Here is a 17,996-nt window from a genome sequence, read left to right as displayed (position 1 = left end):
AGGGGGTCAGTTTCAGCCGGCGAGAGGGGTCTTTTTAAATCGGCCAAGAGGGGTCAGTTTGCACTGGTTTGTCCAATTGGTGTCAAACGTGGTAGTTGTATGAATTTCCAATCAGCAAGGTATTTGTAATGCTTAAGTTTGTCTATGTAAATAGCTAACGGATTAGATCCATTTATTACTTCCTTAAAGCGTTGTTTGTACTTCGGCCAACATTAAGCCAATTATTTTTATTAACCCTTTCAGAACATTGTTAATCCAAATAAGAGACTGTCTTTCGACAGTCTCTTATTTGGATTAACAATGAGTTCACTACTTATTCATAAGCTTCTCCAAGTAAGCTACTTTATCTTTCTCAGCTTGTACTAATCTTTCATAGAGTTCAACAACTTTATCTAAAGGATTAAAGGTACAAGTGTTATAATGATTAAAATTATTTCCTTCATTGAAAGTGTTGAAATAGTTTATCACAGCCTCCTCAGAAAAATTCTTAATCGCTTCAACCGTTACACCAAGCGCTTTTGCCACTTCGACCAGTTTTTCATCTTCAACTACTTCACTGTTCTCCAAAATAGAAATTGCCTGCTGGTTTGTCCCCATTGCTTGGGCAAGGGCTTCCTGTTTCATATTGCGCAGTTCACGAATACGGCTGATTTTACGTCCTATATGGTTTGGTTTTGTCGTGTTCATAATTAAAGATATAAAATTGAAAGATAAAGTGTTGCCCGTAAAATACATTGAAAACCATGTACCATACATAAGAAATTGATTTGGTACAGGATAAGCAATGATTTACTTGTGCTTCATAACAAAAATACAATTTTTCAACGATGTACCACTTTAAAACGTAAGATTATGAACAATTCCATTCAAATTAAGCAAAGCGTTCCTTTAGCAGGACTTCTCAAAGAAATAACCGAAAAGGTAGTAGAGGTTGCCCCAATGCACGATGTTTATATCTCTGTCGGCAATACAGCACCGGAGACGATATTTACATTGTTTGTAGATACCACCTTTACACGTATTGACAATGACCTGTTGGAGCCACTCAACCAGGTATTTGAAGACTATCTCTCGATTACCTATAATGTGTTTTCGGGTGATTATGCGGCTGACGCTATACGCAAGGGCAACCTCTATTTTATTGAGCACTGCGTTTTGGGCCAGTTGGCTTATACCAATACCGAAGCTAAAACTAATTTCCACCCTGAGAGCGAACAGCCTTCCATTTTAATCCCACGTGCCAAGAAACAATTTAAAAGGGCAATGGGCAAAGTAGATGGTAAGTATACCACCTTCCCTAAAAGCCTGAAAAATGAAAAATATGTGGATGCGGCGTATACATTACATCAAATGATGGAACAGCTGTTTAAAATTGCAGAAGAATTTATTCTGGGGAAACAGCTTTTTGCAAAAGATATTTCGGAACACCAAACTGCACTTACGCACTATGCACCAGGCATTGCAACATTATTTGATACAAAACACGAAGAAGATGTTCGCCTCTTAGAACTGCTTCATTCCGCCTACTTAGCATTCAGGCACAAGAACCATTTGGATATTTCCCGTGCCGATATTGAAAAATTGCTGTTTAAAACGCAATCCCTGCGCAGGGAAACAGAACGCATATTCATAGAGGCTCTGGCAAGATGCTATGAAAAAGCAGGGTCACACCAAACTATTCCGGCAAAGAAGGACAGACTGGAACTGGAACATACCGTAAATGATGAAGCCGGACAGGAATCCCCTCCGCAGCCGAAATTACCAAAATATATGTTGACCGATACAGAGGGTTATGTATGTAACCTTAAGTTCAGCAGCTACTTTGACCTGTTTGTGGTTATTGAAGACTTGATAGAAATTTCATTGCATACGCTTTATAATGCCGATTCAGAGAACAGTGGTTTTGTCAGGAATCCCCATTACCACCTCGTAAGTGTATTGGAACTTATCAAGAAATTACTTCCAGGAGACACCGGCCAGACACTTACGGAGCTAAATGATTACCTGAATGCTGTAAATGATCTAAACGAGTAAATATCAATATAAATGAAGTGCTGAAGAACTATCAATTGATGTGGCGATATGAAAAAGGAAAGAAAAAAAGCGATAAAAAAGTTCGTGAACGCAGAGACCAGAATGTGGATGTTTACCACATTAACAGAGGATACAGGTGATGATAGCTTTGAAGCCCGGCTGCATTTTGACAGTTACAGTGATTTAATGTATACGGTTTCAGACCTGATGAAAATTTCCATGCACGCACTGTATCATGATGGCGATACAAATTCGGGAGAGATAGCAGAGCCAGGTTACCATGTGATAAGCGTTTTGAGAATAGCATCCCAACTGTTACCCTTGAATGAATCTGAGGTTTTGGATAACTGCCATCGACTCTATTTGAAACTGGAGGAACTAAAAAACAGCAAAAGCTAAAAGGCATTTTCTGTAATAAAAAATATACTAATAAATAAAAGTAAAAGTTTGGCGACTCACATGAAAAATCGACTATGGAGATTTTTTAGCCCCCTGCGCAAGGGCAAGTTGTTTTGAGCTGCTGAAGTATTTCAAGCAGCTTAAAACACAACTTGCTGTTGCTACGCGGCAACATTTTTATAAATGGTTTTAAAATGGAAAGGGCTTCGTGCCCTTTTTCTTTTGCACGAAAAAAACCATTTTCCAACGAGGAAAATATAAAGCATAAGACAGGATTAAAAATGTAAAATCTATTACTTGTTGGCAGCCACGGAGGCTGCCCACGCGCGAAAAAATGCTCCATATTATTAGAATTGTAATTTTAAAAGCCATCAAATGGCGTTGGTACATACCAACGTACCACCGTAGTTCTGAACTTTTGTTCAGTTGTGAAACTGTATAGCCAACAAGCCAGCCAGCTAGCTGTATTGCCGTCCTGCCAGCAATACAGCAATACAGCAATACGGCAGTAAGTAGCTATGTAGCTACGCACGTATGTACATCCGTACCTTTGTATGACTGTACCTATAACTGTATTTATATATTCATGTATCTACGTAAATACGTATGTACGCACCTACGTAGATACATACCTATGACGGTTTTAGTAGCAAATCACAAAATTGGACATCGAATGCCAATTTCATCAGGCAGTTACCCTGAAGTAGATACTATTTAAAAATGGGCGTACCTTATATTAAAAACAAAAGGTCATGGAAAAGATGGATACCGCAAAGATTAAGAAGCAGGAAAAGGATATTGAAATTGATGAAAGAAAGAAAAAACAGAAAATTCCCTTTATGCAGGTCGATAAAGGCGGGGATATATTTTCAAATTTCCTCTCAAATTTTCTGAGGCAGTTTAAGAACCAAGAGGGCAACAGCCTGTTGGGATTGGTTGGCAGCCTTTTACGATTAAAATCGAAACCACGGCCAAAACAGTCACAACCTGCGAACCCTTCCGATATTATGGGACCGATAAAAGATGATGCCAAGCTGGCAAAGGAACGCCGTGAGAGGTGGCAGGAAGTGAAAAAGAATATGCCGCAAGACCTTTCACAAAACAAGAGCCGTAACACTTCGCTAAAGGCTGCTAATGAAAATGAAAGCCCGACCTTGGCAAACAAGGCAAAAAAGCCAGGGTTAAGGCTATAATGTTGCGGGGTGTCCCGCATCTGAACCACTCACAAACTGGAAATTAATTTTTCCAAAAGAAAAAGAAAAACCGTAAAAAAGAAAAAGAAAGCTATCCCACCGGCAGCGGTTGGACAAAGGCAGGAAAAAACGCAATAAATCAGCCCAATGGGCGTATGGCGGATTTTTCTTGCCGTGTCCTTAAAAACCGCTGCCGAGCTTGCTTTTCTTTTTTTGATATATGGTTTTGGAATGACTTTACTAAAAGTCCAAAAATAGAAGTAAAACTAAATCCAATGGTAAGGCTTATCCTTACGGTTGATGTAACAATACATTTGTTCCCTGGTGAGTTCAGGGAAGAACTTAGTAGCGTTTGCAATACCAAAATCAGGCATAAAGTAAATTTCTTCTTTAAGGGCTTTAATTACTCTTTCATAACCGTAAAAACGTACCAGTTCATCAACCTCTTTTTGTTCGCCACGCTCAACAATCCGTTCGATAACCATTTTATACGCTTCTTCCCAATCGATATTTTCGTACTTGTATTCCCAAAAGAATTTGGGATGGAAGTTGGGTACTATGGCATCTGAATTTTTCATAGATGTAAAAATACTGATTTTTATACAGGATAGCAAGTGGTTACATTCTTAATCCCCTACGTTTATTATTGCCGGGCTTAATATCGTTCTCTTCTTTCCTAACGGGTTCAAATAGCGTCCTGATATTAATCTTAGCCTGCCATAGCCGTTCCATTGTCTTTTCCCATTCTTCTTTTTTTCCCGGGAAATATTCCATGATTTGTTTAGTAGATACATTTTTAAAATAGTTAACCGCATTACGGGCTACTACAGGATTTGCACCGTATTTTTTCGCGTATCCTTCAAGATAGACTACCAATGGATTATGCTCTAATAGGTAATACATATCCACAAAATCCTTTATACGCCTTCCACTTTGTGCAATAGCAAGCAACTTCATTGCACCTATGTCTTCAAGAGAAACCAGGCGGATACCCTCTATAGTTTCAACGGGTTTGAGGTAACGATATTGGTGCGAAATTAAATCAACCTTGATGTCATCAATAAATGTCATTACAGAATTTTCAAAATCCTGGGTTGGTTGGGCTTTATAATAGCTCTCAAGATAAGAGCGAAGTTCTTTAACATCAAAACCATCCTGTCTGAACAAATCAATATCCACACTTAGGCGGTGGCCGATTTTAAGGCTTAGAGCCGTGCCGCCAACCAATACAAAATCTTTCAGCACTTCATCTTTCATCAGCCTTTGCATGAGTTCCCACATGGCAGGGCTTACGGTATTTTTATGTAGCATAACGTAAATTTTTCCGCAAATAGCCTGAAAAGAAATTATGTTACGCATTGTTGTCTGTTAGTGGCAGCATTTGGCTGACACTGGCTTTATACACTAGTTTAATTAAGATGATTTGTACTGAATCCGTAAGAAAGACAGGTAATGCCAAATAAAGCAAGTCATAACAACCTTCTTCACTGTTCGGCACACAGAAACTACATTCGTTGCTTTCTGATATATGAAAATGTTGATGGACGATAACAGTACACATAAAAAGCACAAAGGCGGTAGGCATCCTAAAAGTGACCCTGCCACATTCCGCTATTCCATCAGCCTGACGGCTGTGGAAAATGCAAAATTCCTCACCCTGTTCGAGCAATCGGGCATGAACGTGATGGCACATTTTATAACAGCATGTATTTTTCAAAAGACCATCACTACCGTAAAAATCGATAAGGCCGCAATAGACTATCATGTGAAACTGACGGGATTGTTTGCACAGTTCCGTTCGATTGGTGTCAACTATAACCAGCTGATTAAAATTCTATATAACAACTTTACAGAAAAAAAAGCAGCAGCTGCCCTGTATAAATTAGAAAACCAAACCATAGAACTGATAAACCTGAGCCGCAAGATCATTGAACTTACCACTGAATTTGAAGCCAACCATCTTAAGAAATAAGCTATGATAGCAAAGATTGGCAGGGGCAAAAGTTTGTTTGGTGCATTGTCTTATAACATGGATAAAGTAAAGAACAATACCGCAACGGTATTGGCAGGGCAAAAAATCATTGAATCACCGGACGGCACTTTTACCGTATCACAAATCTCAAATTCGTTCCAGGCATACCTTGCTGCCAACCGTAAAACGGAAAAGCCGGTGGTGCATATCTCACTCAACCCTGATCCTGACGATAAAGTAAACAACAATGATTATAAAGCCATTGCCAAAGATTACATGAAGAAAATGGGCTATGGCAAACAACCCTTTATTGTATTTAAACACAATGATATTGAGCGTAGCCATATTCATATTGTAACGGTTTGCGTAGATGAACAGGGCAGGAAAATCTCTGATGCCTTTGAAAAAAGAAAGTCCATGGCAGCCTGTAGGGAGTTGGAACGCAAGTATAACCTAAAAAGTGCTGTTGAAAAAAAGCGAAACCAATCCGAGCCTATATTCAAACCGGTCAATTATAAAGCAGGCGATGTCAAAAGCCAGATGGCTGCGGTTATCCGTTACCTGCCGAAATACTACCAATATACCACGCTTGGCACGTATAATGCATTACTTTCATTATTCAACATTACTGCTGAAGAAGTCAAAGGCCAGTACAACGGAAAAGCCCGGCAAGGACTGGTCTATTTTGCGCTGAATGAAAAAGGAGAAAAAGTAAGCAATCCATTCAAAGCTTCACTGTTCGGAAAAGGTGCAGGCTATAGCGAATTGCAATCCCACTTTGCAAAATCTAAAATGCATCTGCAAAACAGCCCAAGCAGGTCAGCACTCAAAGTTACCATTGAAAAGGCAATATTGGCAACCAAAAATGAAAATGAGTTTAAAGCAATTTTGAAAGAAGCGGGTATCAATACGGTTGTCCGTCGTACAGCCGACAACCGAATATATGGTATCACATTCATTGACCATCAATCCCGTTCGGTATTGAACGGGTCGCAGCTTGCTAAAAATCTGAGTGCGGCTGTATTCAATGAATGGTTGAACAGAGGTAGCAAACCGGAAATTAGTTTACAAAATGACGCTAATCTAAAATCGGCCAATGCTAATCCAGCTATTGGACATAAAACGCTTTTAGAAAATGAAAAAATAAATCCGAGCCTATCCGATGCCGCTAATATTCTCTCTGGCATATTTGGCGGCATATTGCCGCAAGCGCAAGGCGAAGATTATGAAGAAGAAACATTTGCACGACAAATGAAAAAGAAATCAAAGGGCTTAAGGAGATAGCCGAACTATCTCACAAAACAACCTGCCATTTTACAGCGGAGCGACGAAGGAGCATAACTGTAAATTGGCAATGCCGAACTAAAAACTAGAAGGCTTTCCCGACGAAGGAAGGGAGTGCCTTTTGGTTTAATCCGGTCATAATTATGACAAGGAAAGTCATACAATTCCATATATAGACAATTAGTCTCTTTCAATAAAATAGATACCTACATTCAATATAATGCTGCGGAATTAGCAGCATTGATATAATTAATGGAGGTGAGATATGAAAGAGCAAAAGGAGAAAAAAGTTACGATTTTCCGAAAATCATTATATGGATTTTCGGAAAATCCACAGTCAACTCCATGTAAAATACATGAGATTAACACTGAAATTGAGCAACATAAAGAACAGGATTTTGTAAATTTGATGGTTGACATCATTGTCTTTATGACACTAAAACAATTATATGAAGAGGGCGATTAGATATTTAAGGTTTAGCCAGCTTGGGCAAAGCAACGGTTCTATTGAAAGGCAGGAAATGTATACAGACCAATACCTGCAATACAACAATATCCAACTGGTGGATACTTTTATTGACAGGGGAAAAAGTGCCAAGACTTTTGACCGACCCGACTTCATAAAATTACAGGCATTTATAGCTAAGCACTACAAATCCGTAGACTACCTGCTTGTTGACCAGCTAGACCGCTTCAGCCGTGATGCAGGTGAAGCTATGAACATGGTAAAGCAGTTCCAAAGAAAATACAGTATACAAATCATAAGTGTTACCGAAGGCATAATTTTCGACTACGATACCCCCGGTAGTTTCTTTAGGGCAGGCCTACAATTATTACTTGCCGAAGAAGATAACATTAACCGCAGTATAAAAGTGCGTGGTGGCCTCTATACAGCCCGTGCAAAAGAAGGGCGTTTCCTTACCCGTGAAAAACCTTTCGGCTATGTAAAAGTTGGGGAAGGCAAACAACGCCACCTTGAGGTAAATGAACTTGAAGCGAAAGTCGTTCGCGAAATCTACGATATGTTCCTGCGTGATGTTCCGTTGTATAAAATCAAGGAAGCCGCCTACGAAATGGGATTTGACAGAAAAGGCAACATGGCTGTAGACCGTGTGTTAGTAAATCCTGTATATGCCGGGCTTGTACGGGTTGAACCGTTCAAAGATTTACCGGGAGGGCTTTTCCCTGCCGTCCATGAGCCTATTGTAGACAAGGCAACCTGGCAGATGGTACAATCTAAAATGAAAAAAGTAGACAAGGTTAAAGTCGTTGTCGATGATGAAATACCATTACGAGGTGTAGTGAAATGCCATTGTGGTGTGCCACTTACCGGAGCACCATCAAGGGGTAAATCCGGCAAATATTTTTACTACTACAAATGCAAGCATTCAAAACACAATAATATCAGCGCTATCAAAGCACACGAACAATTCCTGAATGCCTGTAACCTTATGAGTATCCCTGAAAAGAAGATAAAAGAAATCAGAAATGGCTGTTATGCTTCTATTGAAGAGGAAATGAAAAACAACAGGAAAAAAGCCGTTGAGAAGAAACGTGAACTGGAAGAGGTAAAGCAACGCTTACACGCTGTCGAGGAAAAATGGTTTAAAGACGAAATAAACAAAGATACCTATGACAGGTGGTATTCAACCTACAGCGACCACATATTGAGTCTTACAGCTGCCGTAGAGCGATTGAACATAAATCCGGATAAAGCTTTTGAATTACTGGATAACAATCTTGGTATGCTGAGCGATGTACGATATATCTATGATAAAGCGACAACGTTGCAGAAACGTGAGTTTGTAAATAAGGTGTTCGACGGCAATTTGTACTATCAGGAGGGTATCTATCGAACACCTACGATGCTCGACCTATTATCGCATAATGCCAGTAAAATGGAGGAAAAGGGGTATTTGATATACAATAAAAAAAGGGATAATCTTTCGATTATCCCTCAAAGTGGGCGATGAGGGATTCGAACCCCCGACCCTCTCGGTGTAAACGAGATGCTCTGAACCAACTGAGCTAATCGCCCTATTTTACAATGCAGTGGTTAATTCCGTATTGCGAGTGCAAAGATAGCACAGTTTTTTACATCTGCAAGGCTTTCGCTATAAAATTTCAGCCACAACAAAGGTGCTTCCACCCACATACACCAGCCCATCTGGCGCAGCCTGCTGTAAAGCAGCATCATAAGCCTGCTTAACCGACTCAAAAATTTTTCCGTTTAAATTATATTTTTTTGCTGCATTGGCTAAAATTTGTGCATCAAGACCGCGTGGCACACCGGGTTTTGCAAAATAGTAAGTGGCTTTCTTCGGCAAAAGTGGCAATACCTCATCAAGGTTTTTGTCATTAACCACACCAAAAACAATATGCAGGCTGGTGTATTTTTGATTTAGAAGCTGTGCCATTACAGGCTTTAAGCCATGGCTGTTGTGTGCGGTATCGGCAATTGCTGCAGGATTAGTGTGTATTTGTTCCCATCTGCCGCGAAGGCCGGTATTTTTTATTACATTTAGCAGGCCCGTTTTTACAGCATCTCCGTTAATAGAAAGCGCACTTTGTAAAACCTCAACCGTTTTTAAAACCGTCTTTTTATTTTGTCTCTGGTAATCGCCCAACAACGCTGAAGGATAATCAGGCAAAACCTCATCCTGTGCAAAATATATAGCCGATCTTTTTTCAGATGCTTTAGATTCAAATACCGGTTTGGTTTCAGGTGTATATTCTCCTACTACAACCGGTGTACCTGGCTTAATAATACCTGCCTTCTCACCTGCTATTGCCTGGAGGGTATTACCCAAAAACTGGGTATGGTCCATGCCAATATTGGTAATAACCGAAACCAGGGGCGTTATAATATTAGTACTATCAAGCCTGCCCCCCATACCGGTTTCTACAACCGCAATATCTATATTTTCCTGAACAAAATAATCAAAAGCCAGGCCTACGGTCATTTCAAAAAAACTAAGGTCGTTAGCCTCAAAAAAAGCCTTGTTTTTAGCAACAAAGTCTACAATAAAGGCCTCAGAAATATCTTCCCCGTTAATCTTAATCCGCTCCCTGAAATCTTTTAAATGTGGCGAAGTGTACAGCCCAACTTTATAGCCTGCCTCCTGCAAAATACTGGCAAGCATACTGCTTACAGACCCCTTACCATTTGTACCTGCCACGTGAATAGTTTTTAGCTTGTTCTCAGGATTACCAAGATGCGCTGCAAGTAAAAGGGTATTGGCAAGGTCTGCCTTATAAGCCACCGCACCCTGCATTTGATACATAGGCAGGCGGCCAAACATCCATTCGGTTGTTTCTTTATACGTCATATCTTTAAAAACAAAACCCTCTTATAAAGAGGGTTTATTATGTTGTAAAATTACATTTTTATATGTTACACCAACTGCTTAAGTGCAATTTCAAACGCAGTACTGCTCACACCGGTTTTAGATGGGTTTTGGGCATATACTTTTTCAATTGCACGGCGAATGGTATCAGACGTATCGGCAAAAATGGCCTCATCGGTCATGTGTACTTTTTTCTCCATAAAGTAAGCAAATACACGTGCCATACCACAGTTGCTAATAAAGTCAGGCACAAGGCTAATGCGGCTGTCTGTAGCCTCCATAATAGGGCCAAAGAAAATTTCCTTATCCGCAAACGGCACGTTAGCGCCACAACTTATAACCTCAAGACCGCTTGCCACCATGGCATCTACCTGTTCTTTAGTAACCAGCCTTGATGCAGCACATGGCGTAAATATCTCGGCACCAATGCTCCATATTTCCTGGTTTACCTGCTCAAACGGCAGCATTTTATCACCCACAAGCTTGTTACCTTCTTTATCAAGGAAAAGCTGTGTTATTTCTTCAAACGTGAAGCCGTCTTTATTAATAAGGCCACCGTCGCGGTCTATAATACCCACCACTTTAGCGCCAAGCTTAGCAAGGTAGTAAGCCGCAGCCGACCCCACATTACCCCAACCCTGAACTATAGCTTTCTTACCTTCTATACTACCACCATAAATGCTGTAAAAATGGCTTACAGCCTCGGCAACACCATAACCGGTAATCATATCAGCCACGGTATATTTACGGGCTACATATGGCGAAAATACAGGGTTTTCAATTACTTTAACCACACCCTGACGCAACTGGCCTATGCGGTTAATTTTATCAGCTTCAGTAGGCTTAAAGTGTCCGTTAAAAACACCCTCCTGCGGGTGCCACACGCCACACTCTTCAGTCATAGGGATAACCTCATGTATTTCGTCTACGTTAAGGTCGCCACCGGTGCCATAGTAACTTTTTAGCAATGGAGATACCGCTTTATACCAGCGTTGCAGCACACCTTTTTTGCGCGGGTCATTCGGGTCAAAATTAATACCGCTTTTAGCACCGCCTATTGCAGGGCCGCTTACGGTAAACTTAACCTCCATGGTTTTGGCAAGGCTCAGCACCTCATTCATATCAAGGCCTTTGCGCATGCGCGTGCCACCACCTGCTGCACCACCACGAAGTGAATTAATAACAGTCCACCCTTCGGCTTCGGTTTCGCTGTCTTTCCAGTTAAATACTATTTCCGGCTGTTTATTTTCAAATTTATTAAGTAAATCTTTCATTTGTTGAGTTTTCTTAAATCCATGCAAATATAACAAACATATTATTGTATATAATTTAATATCAGTTATACTGCTGCCCTGTTTTTATTTTTTTGTGATAAAGGGTTAAAAATCTACCGGCACCTTAAGTGTTATGGTTGTACCTTCATCAGGAACCGAAACCACATTGATTGTAGCCCCTATAGTTACTGAACGCTGCCTTAAGTTTTTCATACCAATACCACTACTGGCAACCGAGGCATCAAAACCAACCCCATCATCTGTAATTGTAAGGATAAGCACATTACCTTCCTGTATTATTTCTACAGTAGCATTATCTGCCTGGCTGTATTTATTAATATTCTGAAGTGCTTCCTGTATTATGCGGTATAAGTTGATTTTTAATGTACCCGGTGCTGCATTCCAGTTTATGTCTTTATCTAAGTAAGGCTTGAAGCGGGTGTCAAAATTATTTTTTTGAGATGTGACGAGATATGAGAGCACACCTGCAAAATCAGTATTTTGATTAAAAATAGTATTGCGGCTCAGGTTGTGGCTCACGGCCCTTATTTCGCCCTCTACCTGCTGCAGTTCTTTTATGTAGCCTTTGCGTAGCACAATAGTTTCATCATCAGTCTTTCGGTTACTAAATTCAAGGTTAAGCCTTACCGCATAAATGTTATTTAAAATACCGTCATGCAGCTCCATAGCAATACGGTTCTTCTCTTCGGCACGGGCAGAGTCTATATTACCCTGCTGCTCAAACATAAGCTGGTAAATTTCTTCGTTTGCTTTTTGCTGTTCCTGCAACAGTACCAGCTCTTTATTGCGTGAATTAAGGTAGAAAATTATAAAAATGGCAACACCAAACAATACTACAACCAGCGCAGCACCTATTATATAAGTATTTTTTCGGGTAAGTTCAAGGTTTTCGTCCTGTAGCCTGTCGGTTTCATAAGCCACACGGGCAAATTTTTCACGGTTTTTAAGGGTAATTTCAGCAAGGCTGTCTGTAACGGTTACATACCTGTCAGCATAGTACACACTCCTTTTTTTATCTATATCAGACAGTAACTTAAGGCTGTTACGAATATCATAGTGGCTTTTTATCTGCTTGGCTTTTTGATAGGCCCGCGTAACGTATGTAACCGCTTTAACGGTATCTTTCTGGCCCAGATAATACTCCCCAAGATTATAGGTGCTGTTTACAACACCTTCAAGATTATTAAGGCTATCTCTTATTGCCAAGGCATTAAAGAAAAGCATGGGCAGGTTTTTATTATTACCTGCTTTAAAATTAACATATGCCAGGTTGTTTAGTATTTTAGCATACAGCAACGGGTCTTCATCTTTTGAGCGCAAATACCGAAGCGCATCATTAAACATTTGTATAGCTTTATCATACTGGCCCGATTTTCTGTACACCAGCCCCATATTATTATAGCACAATGCTTTTGATGTGTTTCTAAACACCTCTGTATACCCTACTTTACCTAAATTATCAATCTGCTCAAGTGCCCTTTCATAATACTTAATTGCCTCTGCCCCATTATCCTGGCCGTCAAGAGCAAGTGCTATAAGGTTGTTACAGTCATACTTTTCAAACGGATAATTGTCATCAAAAAGTTTCAGGGCTTTTGTACCCTCGCTTTCGCAATACACAAACTCTCCCATATGATAGTATATGTAGGCCTTGTAGAGAATGATTTCGCCCAGGGTAATCTTGTCATCAAGCTTTTCATATAGTTTTTCTGCCGCCTGATAATACGCAAATGCCGTATCGTTATTATTTTTTTGATAATGAGATAATGCACTAAAATACAACCCTTTTGCCATACTAACCGTATCGCCTGCTTTTTTACCTAAACTGTAAATAGTTTTACCGGTTTTTAAAGAAGCATTGTATTTACTCAGCCCAAAATATGCAACAGCCGCCCTGCGGTAATAAAGCCTGGTAACACTGTCATTTTTATAATCAGATAAAATAGTGTAGGCAGAGTCAAGATACTTTGTCCTGAATTTGTTAGACAATGCGTGGTTTTCACCTTGCTTTAACAGCGCTTCTACCTCATTTTGGGCATCAATATCCTGGCTTGCCGTTTTCTTGCAGGAAACAGCCATGAGCAAAACAAACAGTACCGCAAGTATTTTATGGAGTTTATACAAATTTTTGAGGCGATAGTAATTAGTACTATCGCCTCAAAAATAATATATTTTATGTTATGTACCGCTTATGGCCTTGGCTGTGGCTTAGGAAGTGCACCGGCTCCACCGTTATCAGATAGTGTGTCTGCAGATTGTTCAAGAGCGCTATCGTCAGTTGAGCAAGATACAAGAGTAGTGCTTAGTACAGCAAGTAGGCTTAGTGCAAGGATAACTTTTTTCATGGTAGTAAAATTTTTGTTGTTGATGTATATTTTTTATTCAATTTTTAGCTTTAACAAACCGTTACCGTTTGTTTCTGAAGCAAATATAGCAACAAAAATCAGCCTACTACCATGATTTACAACGCGTTTAGCAGCTAACCCCTCCTTATTAGTAACTCTACCTATTTGCGGGGTAAATAGCCTACTTTATAGATATTCCGGCGCAATGAGCTTAATAAGGGTATCAATATTGTCTTTAAAAGTCTTGGAAAATGAAATTGAAACCTCGCCTCCGTTTAAATACACCAGTGATTTTCCGGTATTTATGCGCGACACGTGGTTACTATTTACAATATAACTATTATGTACCCTGAAAAAGAAGTAAGGCAGGTTAACCTCATAATGTTTAAGGGTTTTATAAGCCGTTAGCTTCCGGCCGTTTTGAAGTATAAAATCAGTAGTATTATTATCTGCCTTTAAGTACATAATTTCGTTTACCGGTATAAACTGGTAGTCACCATAAGATTTTATACATATAGTGGTACTATCTGCCACCGGGCTTGTGTAAGACGGATCTGCCCCGGGTTTTAAATCATCGGGCGCGGTCCGGGCATCCTGTGTATTTATTTCTGCATGTGCCTCCCCTGCACCAGTCTCGCGCTGCGAAAGTACAAAAGAATGCGGTAGCACAGCATGCAGCCTTATGTACTTAAAAATTGTTTTACGCAGGCTGGCCGGTTTAACCGGCTTTAAAACGTAGTCAAAAACCCCGGCTCCTATTGCATCAAAAGCATGGGCTGGGCTGGCTGTAGTAATAATAAACTTAGGTAAAGTGTTTAAATACTGATGGAGTTCTGTTATAAGGCTTAAAGATAAATCGCTTTTTTTATTACCTCCGGCTATTTCAATAAATACCAGCTGGGGCATTAATTCGAGTATCATATCTATGGCCTGGTCTTTAGCAGATGCCATACCAACACAGGTAAATTGTGGGAATTCCTCCATAATTGTAAGGAACTCCTCAACATTTGCCTGCACGTCATCTACTATCAAAAAGGTATACTCCACTAAGTGAGAAAAAAATTTTGCAATATATACAACTTTATTTTACTAAGTTTACGGGAAAACCGTAAATTTATACACAATATTATTCACGCTCGTAAAAAGATGAAAGAGCTTAATGTTTTGATAGTTGATGATCACCCAATGACAGTAAATGGGTACATCAACGTGCTGAGTGAAGAGAACTTTGAAGGATATAGCCTTAATTTTACGCGCGCACTTGACTGTGAAGAAGCTTTTAAGATTATAACCAACCCGGATAACCACTTTGATATTGCTTATCTTGACCTGAGCCTGCCGGCCTATCCTGAAGAAAAAATATTTTCAGGCTTAGACCTTGGCATAGTGCTGCGCAAAAATATACCCAACTGTACTCTTATAATATTAACCATGCACAGCGAGGCAACACTTGTTGAACGCCTGGTTAAAGAAATAAACCCTCAGGGTATTTTGTGCAAAAGCGATATAGATATAGATGAGTTTGTAAACGCCTTCAGGATTATATATAGTGGTGAAACCTATTATAGCCATAAAATAGAGCGTTCGTTAAAAAACAGGATATGGGATAATTATAATTTTGACAATTATGACCGCCAGATACTGTTGCGCCTTGCCGAAGGAATAGCCACCAAGAATATACCTAATTATGTACCGCTGTCATTAAGCGCTATAGAAAAAAGGAAAGCACACGTTAAAAACGTATTGCTTGACGGCAAAGGAGACGACCACGACCTTATAGAGGCCATAAAAAAGCTCGGGATACTTTAAGCAAGCGCCTGCACCTTATACACCTTGCCCGATGAATGATCCATAGCAGCACCGGTTACACTGTGCAGCACATTTATGTCGCCCCTTAAACGCAGCACACCCAGCAGCGCAAATATAAGGGCTTCCTTAAATTGTATGGCTTTATCATCGGGTACGGCAATGTGCATATCAGGCATTAAGGCCTGCATACACTTTATTAAATAGGTATTATATGCACCTCCGCCGGTAACCAGCAGCCTGCCGTTTTGTTTGTGGGCCAGTACCTGTGCAACCTGGCTGGCTATATGATTGGTAAATGTATGCAACTTGTCTTCGGTTTGCACATTATAGTTTTCTATAAGTGGCAACACTGTACCCTTTACAAATTCAAACCCCAACGATTTAGGATAAGGTGCGGTGTAAAAATCAAGGCTTTCGAGCTCATAAAACAGCTCTTGCTGCATTTGTCCGCCTTCAGCAATTTGCCCACCGTTATCATAAGGATACCCCAGTCGATTGGCATAATAATTAAGTACTGTATTAACCGGGCAAATATCAAAGGCCAGCCTTGAACCGTTTTCTTCAAAAGATATATTAGCAAACCCGCCCAGGTTGAGGCAGTAATCATAATTGGCAAATAAAATCCTGTCCCCAATAGGTACCAGCGGAGCCCCCTGCCCGCCCAGCGCTACATCCTGCACCCGGAAATCGCACACCACATTTTGGCCGGTTAGTGCCGCAATTTGTGGCAGGTTGCCTATTTGCAGTGTTACGCCTTCATGTGGACGATGCAAAATGGTATGCCCGTGGCTACACACAGCATCAAGTCCTTCGAGGTTGTACTTAGCAATAAACTCACGTATTATATTAGCCAAAAGCGCTGTATAATCATGGTCTAACTGTTCAAGCTGCCTTGGTGTGTAATCAATCGCTTCTTTAAGCTTTTGCACCCAGGCATCGGTATAAGGTACGGTTTCTGCCTCACCTATTATATACGTCCACTTGCCATTGGTTTCGGTAAAATGTATATGTGCCAGGTCTACCCCATCAAGCGATGTACCCGACATTACCCCTAAAACGTTGTAGTTATTGTTTGCCATGGGCTAAATTTACATATAAGTTTTGAAAAATTAACATGAAATAAGTACATTTGGACACAAATAAACAAAAAATCATTTCTAATAATATGGATTTCAAACTTTCTGAAGAGCATTTGATGATTCAGCAGGCAGCACGCGATTTTGCCGTTAACGAGTTGTTGCCCGGCGTTATTGAACGCGACGAAAAGCAGCAGTTCCCCACAGAACAGATAAAGAAAATGGGAGAGCTGGGCTTCCTGGGCATGATGGTAGACCCTAAGTACGGTGGCAGCGGCCTTGACACCGTTTCTTATGTGCTTGCCATGGAAGAAATTTCAAAGATAGACGCATCGGCATCGGTAGTTATGTCGGTTAACAACTCTTTAGTATGTTGGGGCCTTCAGGCTTTTGGCACTGAAGAGCAGAAACAAAAATACCTCACCCGCCTTGCAACCGGCGAAATTATAGGCGCCTTTTGCCTTAGCGAACCGGAGGCAGGCAGCGATGCTACCTCTCAAAAAACCACGGCTATAGACAAAGGTGACCACTACCTGCTTAACGGCACCAAAAACTGGATAACAAACGGCAGTACTGCCGATGTTTACCTTGTTATTGCCCAAACCGATGCCGAAAAAAGGCACAAGGGCATTAATGCACTTATAGTTGAAAAAGGCATGCCCGGATTTGAAATAGGCGCTAAAGAACAAAAGCTGGGCATTCGCGGCAGTGATACACACTCACTCATGTTTACCGATGTAAAAGTACCTAAAGAAAACCGCATAGGCGAAGACGGCTTTGGGTTTAAATTTGCCATGAAAACCCTTGCCGGTGGCCGTATAGGTATAGCCAGCCAGGCGCTGGGCATAGCCAGCGGCGCTTATGAGCTTGCCCTTAAATACAGTAAAGAACGTAAGGCGTTTGGTACAGAAATTTGTAACCACCAGGCTATTGCCTTTAAGCTTGCCGATATGCACGTAAGTATTGAAGCAGCGCGCCACCTGTGCCTTAAAGCAGCATGGGATAAAGACAACGGGCACAACTACGACCTTAGCGGTGCCATGGCTAAACTATATGCCAGTAAAACCGCTATGGATGTAACCATAGAGGCCGTACAGGTACATGGCGGCAATGGCTATGTAAAAGAATACCATGTTGAACGCCTTATGCGCGATGCCAAAATCACGCAGATATATGAAGGTACCAGCGAGATACAGAAAATAGTAATATCGCGTGCTATAATAGCCGGATAAAGTATAAAGC

Annotated in this window: 18 protein-coding genes and 1 tRNA gene; 9 read left to right on the top strand and 10 right to left on the bottom strand. The window is 40.6% G+C overall.

What is annotated here, in order from left to right:
• Positions 1–309 precede the first annotated feature (309 nt).
• Positions 310–687, bottom strand: coding sequence for a helix-turn-helix domain-containing protein (locus AM279_RS17140; RefSeq protein WP_054409276.1), 378 nt, complete (start codon positions 685–687; stop codon positions 310–312).
• Between the two features lie 165 nt (positions 688–852).
• On the opposite strand from AM279_RS17140, the gene AM279_RS17135 reads away from it, so the two are divergent.
• From AM279_RS17135 to AM279_RS17125, 3 genes are all read left to right on the top strand, one after another.
• A complete protein-coding gene (locus tag AM279_RS17135) occupies positions 853–2,034 on the top strand; it encodes a hypothetical protein (protein ID WP_054409275.1) in 1,182 nt (393 codons plus the stop codon).
• Between the two features lie 48 nt (positions 2,035–2,082).
• A complete protein-coding gene (locus AM279_RS17130; protein WP_054409274.1) occupies positions 2,083–2,433 on the top strand; it encodes a hypothetical protein in 351 nt (116 codons plus the stop codon).
• Positions 2,434–3,185: 752 nt separating this feature from the next.
• Positions 3,186–3,626, top strand: coding sequence for a hypothetical protein (locus AM279_RS17125; protein ID WP_054409273.1), 441 nt, complete (start codon positions 3,186–3,188; stop codon positions 3,624–3,626).
• 266 nt (positions 3,627–3,892) lie between these two features.
• Here the strand turns inward: AM279_RS17125 and AM279_RS17120 are convergent, their stop codons facing one another.
• Positions 3,893–4,204, bottom strand: coding sequence for a DUF6922 domain-containing protein (locus AM279_RS17120; RefSeq protein WP_054409272.1), 312 nt, complete (start codon positions 4,202–4,204; stop codon positions 3,893–3,895).
• 40 nt (positions 4,205–4,244) lie between these two features.
• Positions 4,245–4,985 (bottom strand): nucleotidyl transferase AbiEii/AbiGii toxin family protein, encoded by a 741-nt coding sequence (locus AM279_RS17115; RefSeq protein ID WP_143090459.1) that lies wholly within the window; start codon positions 4,983–4,985, stop codon positions 4,245–4,247.
• Between the two features lie 181 nt (positions 4,986–5,166).
• On the opposite strand from AM279_RS17115, the gene mobA reads away from it, so the two are divergent.
• From mobA to AM279_RS17095, 4 genes are all read left to right on the top strand, one after another.
• Positions 5,167–5,598 (top strand): conjugal transfer protein MobA, encoded by a 432-nt coding sequence (mobA, locus tag AM279_RS17110; protein WP_054409270.1) that lies wholly within the window; start codon positions 5,167–5,169, stop codon positions 5,596–5,598.
• A 3-nt stretch (positions 5,599–5,601) separates the two neighbouring features.
• Positions 5,602–6,882, top strand: coding sequence for a conjugal transfer protein MobB (gene mobB / locus AM279_RS17105; protein ID WP_054409269.1), 1,281 nt, complete (start codon positions 5,602–5,604; stop codon positions 6,880–6,882).
• Between the two features lie 265 nt (positions 6,883–7,147).
• Positions 7,148–7,348, top strand: coding sequence for a hypothetical protein (locus AM279_RS17100; protein ID WP_054409267.1), 201 nt, complete (start codon positions 7,148–7,150; stop codon positions 7,346–7,348).
• The gene (locus tag AM279_RS17095; protein ID WP_074961728.1) at positions 7,332–8,855 is read left to right on the top strand and encodes a recombinase family protein; all 1,524 of its coding nucleotides are present in this window, start codon (positions 7,332–7,334) and stop codon (positions 8,853–8,855) included. The genes AM279_RS17100 and AM279_RS17095 overlap by 17 nt, the downstream gene beginning before the upstream one ends.
• Here AM279_RS17095 and AM279_RS17090 read toward each other — a convergent pair.
• The 6 genes from AM279_RS17090 to AM279_RS17070 form a co-directional block, all read right to left on the bottom strand.
• A tRNA-Val gene (locus AM279_RS17090) sits at positions 8,846–8,920 on the bottom strand. The two genes, AM279_RS17095 and AM279_RS17090, sit on opposite strands and share 10 nt — an antisense overlap.
• Before the next feature lie 76 nt (positions 8,921–8,996).
• Positions 8,997–10,211 carry a bifunctional folylpolyglutamate synthase/dihydrofolate synthase gene (locus AM279_RS17085; RefSeq protein ID WP_054409266.1) on the bottom strand — a complete coding sequence of 405 codons (1,215 nt, stop codon included), beginning with the start codon at positions 10,209–10,211 and terminating at the stop codon, positions 8,997–8,999.
• Positions 10,212–10,276: 65 nt separating this feature from the next.
• Complete coding sequence (locus AM279_RS17080) at positions 10,277–11,503, bottom strand: Glu/Leu/Phe/Val dehydrogenase dimerization domain-containing protein (RefSeq protein WP_054409264.1); 1,227 nt, start codon at positions 11,501–11,503, stop codon at positions 10,277–10,279.
• 105 nt (positions 11,504–11,608) lie between these two features.
• Positions 11,609–13,648, bottom strand: a complete 2,040-nt coding sequence (locus AM279_RS17075) for a tetratricopeptide repeat protein (RefSeq protein WP_143090460.1) — start codon at positions 13,646–13,648, stop codon at positions 11,609–11,611.
• 65 nt (positions 13,649–13,713) lie between these two features.
• Positions 13,714–13,869: a hypothetical protein gene (locus AM279_RS20700; protein ID WP_160316462.1), complete on the bottom strand. Its 156-nt coding sequence runs from the start codon at positions 13,867–13,869 to the stop codon at positions 13,714–13,716.
• 186 nt (positions 13,870–14,055) lie between these two features.
• Entirely contained in the window at positions 14,056–14,916 is an 861-nt protein-coding gene (locus AM279_RS17070) for a LytR/AlgR family response regulator transcription factor (protein WP_054409262.1), read from the bottom strand.
• A gap of 99 nt (positions 14,917–15,015) precedes the next feature.
• Here AM279_RS17070 and AM279_RS17065 point away from each other — a divergent pair, with 99 nt between their 5' ends.
• Positions 15,016–15,678, top strand: a complete 663-nt coding sequence (locus AM279_RS17065) for a response regulator (RefSeq protein WP_054409260.1) — start codon at positions 15,016–15,018, stop codon at positions 15,676–15,678.
• Here the strand turns inward: AM279_RS17065 and AM279_RS17060 are convergent.
• Positions 15,675–16,757: an anhydro-N-acetylmuramic acid kinase gene (locus AM279_RS17060; RefSeq protein WP_054409258.1), complete on the bottom strand. Its 1,083-nt coding sequence runs from the start codon at positions 16,755–16,757 to the stop codon at positions 15,675–15,677. The two genes, AM279_RS17065 and AM279_RS17060, sit on opposite strands and share 4 nt — an antisense overlap.
• 86 nt (positions 16,758–16,843) lie before the next feature.
• Between AM279_RS17060 and AM279_RS17055 the strand changes: the two genes are divergently transcribed.
• Positions 16,844–17,986, top strand: coding sequence for an acyl-CoA dehydrogenase (locus AM279_RS17055; RefSeq protein ID WP_054409256.1), 1,143 nt, complete (start codon positions 16,844–16,846; stop codon positions 17,984–17,986).
• The last annotated feature ends 10 nt before the right edge of the window (positions 17,987–17,996 follow it).

The organism is Flavobacterium akiainvivens, assembly GCF_001278115.1.
GTDB lineage: Bacteria > Bacteroidota > Bacteroidia > Flavobacteriales > Flavobacteriaceae > Flavobacterium > Flavobacterium akiainvivens.
The sequence above is the reverse complement of the archived record's forward strand: the minus strand, read 5'-3'. Positions and strand labels throughout refer to the sequence as shown.

Excerpts from the sequence above, each read along its gene's own strand:
- AM279_RS17140 (WP_054409276.1), bottom strand. The coding sequence starts at position 687 with ATGAACACGACAAAACCAAACCATATAGGACGTAAAATCAGCCGTATT.
- AM279_RS17135 (WP_054409275.1), top strand. The coding sequence starts at position 853 with ATGAACAATTCCATTCAAATTAAGCAAAGCGTTCCTTTAGCAGGACTT.
- AM279_RS17130 (WP_054409274.1), top strand. The coding sequence starts at position 2,083 with ATGAAAAAGGAAAGAAAAAAAGCGATAAAAAAGTTCGTGAACGCAGAG.
- AM279_RS17125 (WP_054409273.1), top strand. The coding sequence starts at position 3,186 with ATGGAAAAGATGGATACCGCAAAGATTAAGAAGCAGGAAAAGGATATT.
- AM279_RS17120 (WP_054409272.1), bottom strand. The coding sequence starts at position 4,204 with ATGAAAAATTCAGATGCCATAGTACCCAACTTCCATCCCAAATTCTTT.
- AM279_RS17115 (WP_143090459.1), bottom strand. The coding sequence starts at position 4,985 with ATGCGTAACATAATTTCTTTTCAGGCTATTTGCGGAAAAATTTACGTT.
- mobA (WP_054409270.1), top strand. The coding sequence starts at position 5,167 with ATGGACGATAACAGTACACATAAAAAGCACAAAGGCGGTAGGCATCCT.
- mobB (WP_054409269.1), top strand. The coding sequence starts at position 5,602 with ATGATAGCAAAGATTGGCAGGGGCAAAAGTTTGTTTGGTGCATTGTCT.
- AM279_RS17100 (WP_054409267.1), top strand. The coding sequence starts at position 7,148 with ATGAAAGAGCAAAAGGAGAAAAAAGTTACGATTTTCCGAAAATCATTA.
- AM279_RS17095 (WP_074961728.1), top strand. The coding sequence starts at position 7,332 with ATGAAGAGGGCGATTAGATATTTAAGGTTTAGCCAGCTTGGGCAAAGC.
- AM279_RS17085 (WP_054409266.1), bottom strand. The coding sequence starts at position 10,211 with ATGACGTATAAAGAAACAACCGAATGGATGTTTGGCCGCCTGCCTATG.
- AM279_RS17080 (WP_054409264.1), bottom strand. The coding sequence starts at position 11,503 with ATGAAAGATTTACTTAATAAATTTGAAAATAAACAGCCGGAAATAGTA.
- AM279_RS20700 (WP_160316462.1), bottom strand. The coding sequence starts at position 13,869 with ATGAAAAAAGTTATCCTTGCACTAAGCCTACTTGCTGTACTAAGCACT.
- AM279_RS17065 (WP_054409260.1), top strand. The coding sequence starts at position 15,016 with ATGAAAGAGCTTAATGTTTTGATAGTTGATGATCACCCAATGACAGTA.
- AM279_RS17060 (WP_054409258.1), bottom strand. The coding sequence starts at position 16,757 with ATGGCAAACAATAACTACAACGTTTTAGGGGTAATGTCGGGTACATCG.
- AM279_RS17055 (WP_054409256.1), top strand. The coding sequence starts at position 16,844 with ATGGATTTCAAACTTTCTGAAGAGCATTTGATGATTCAGCAGGCAGCA.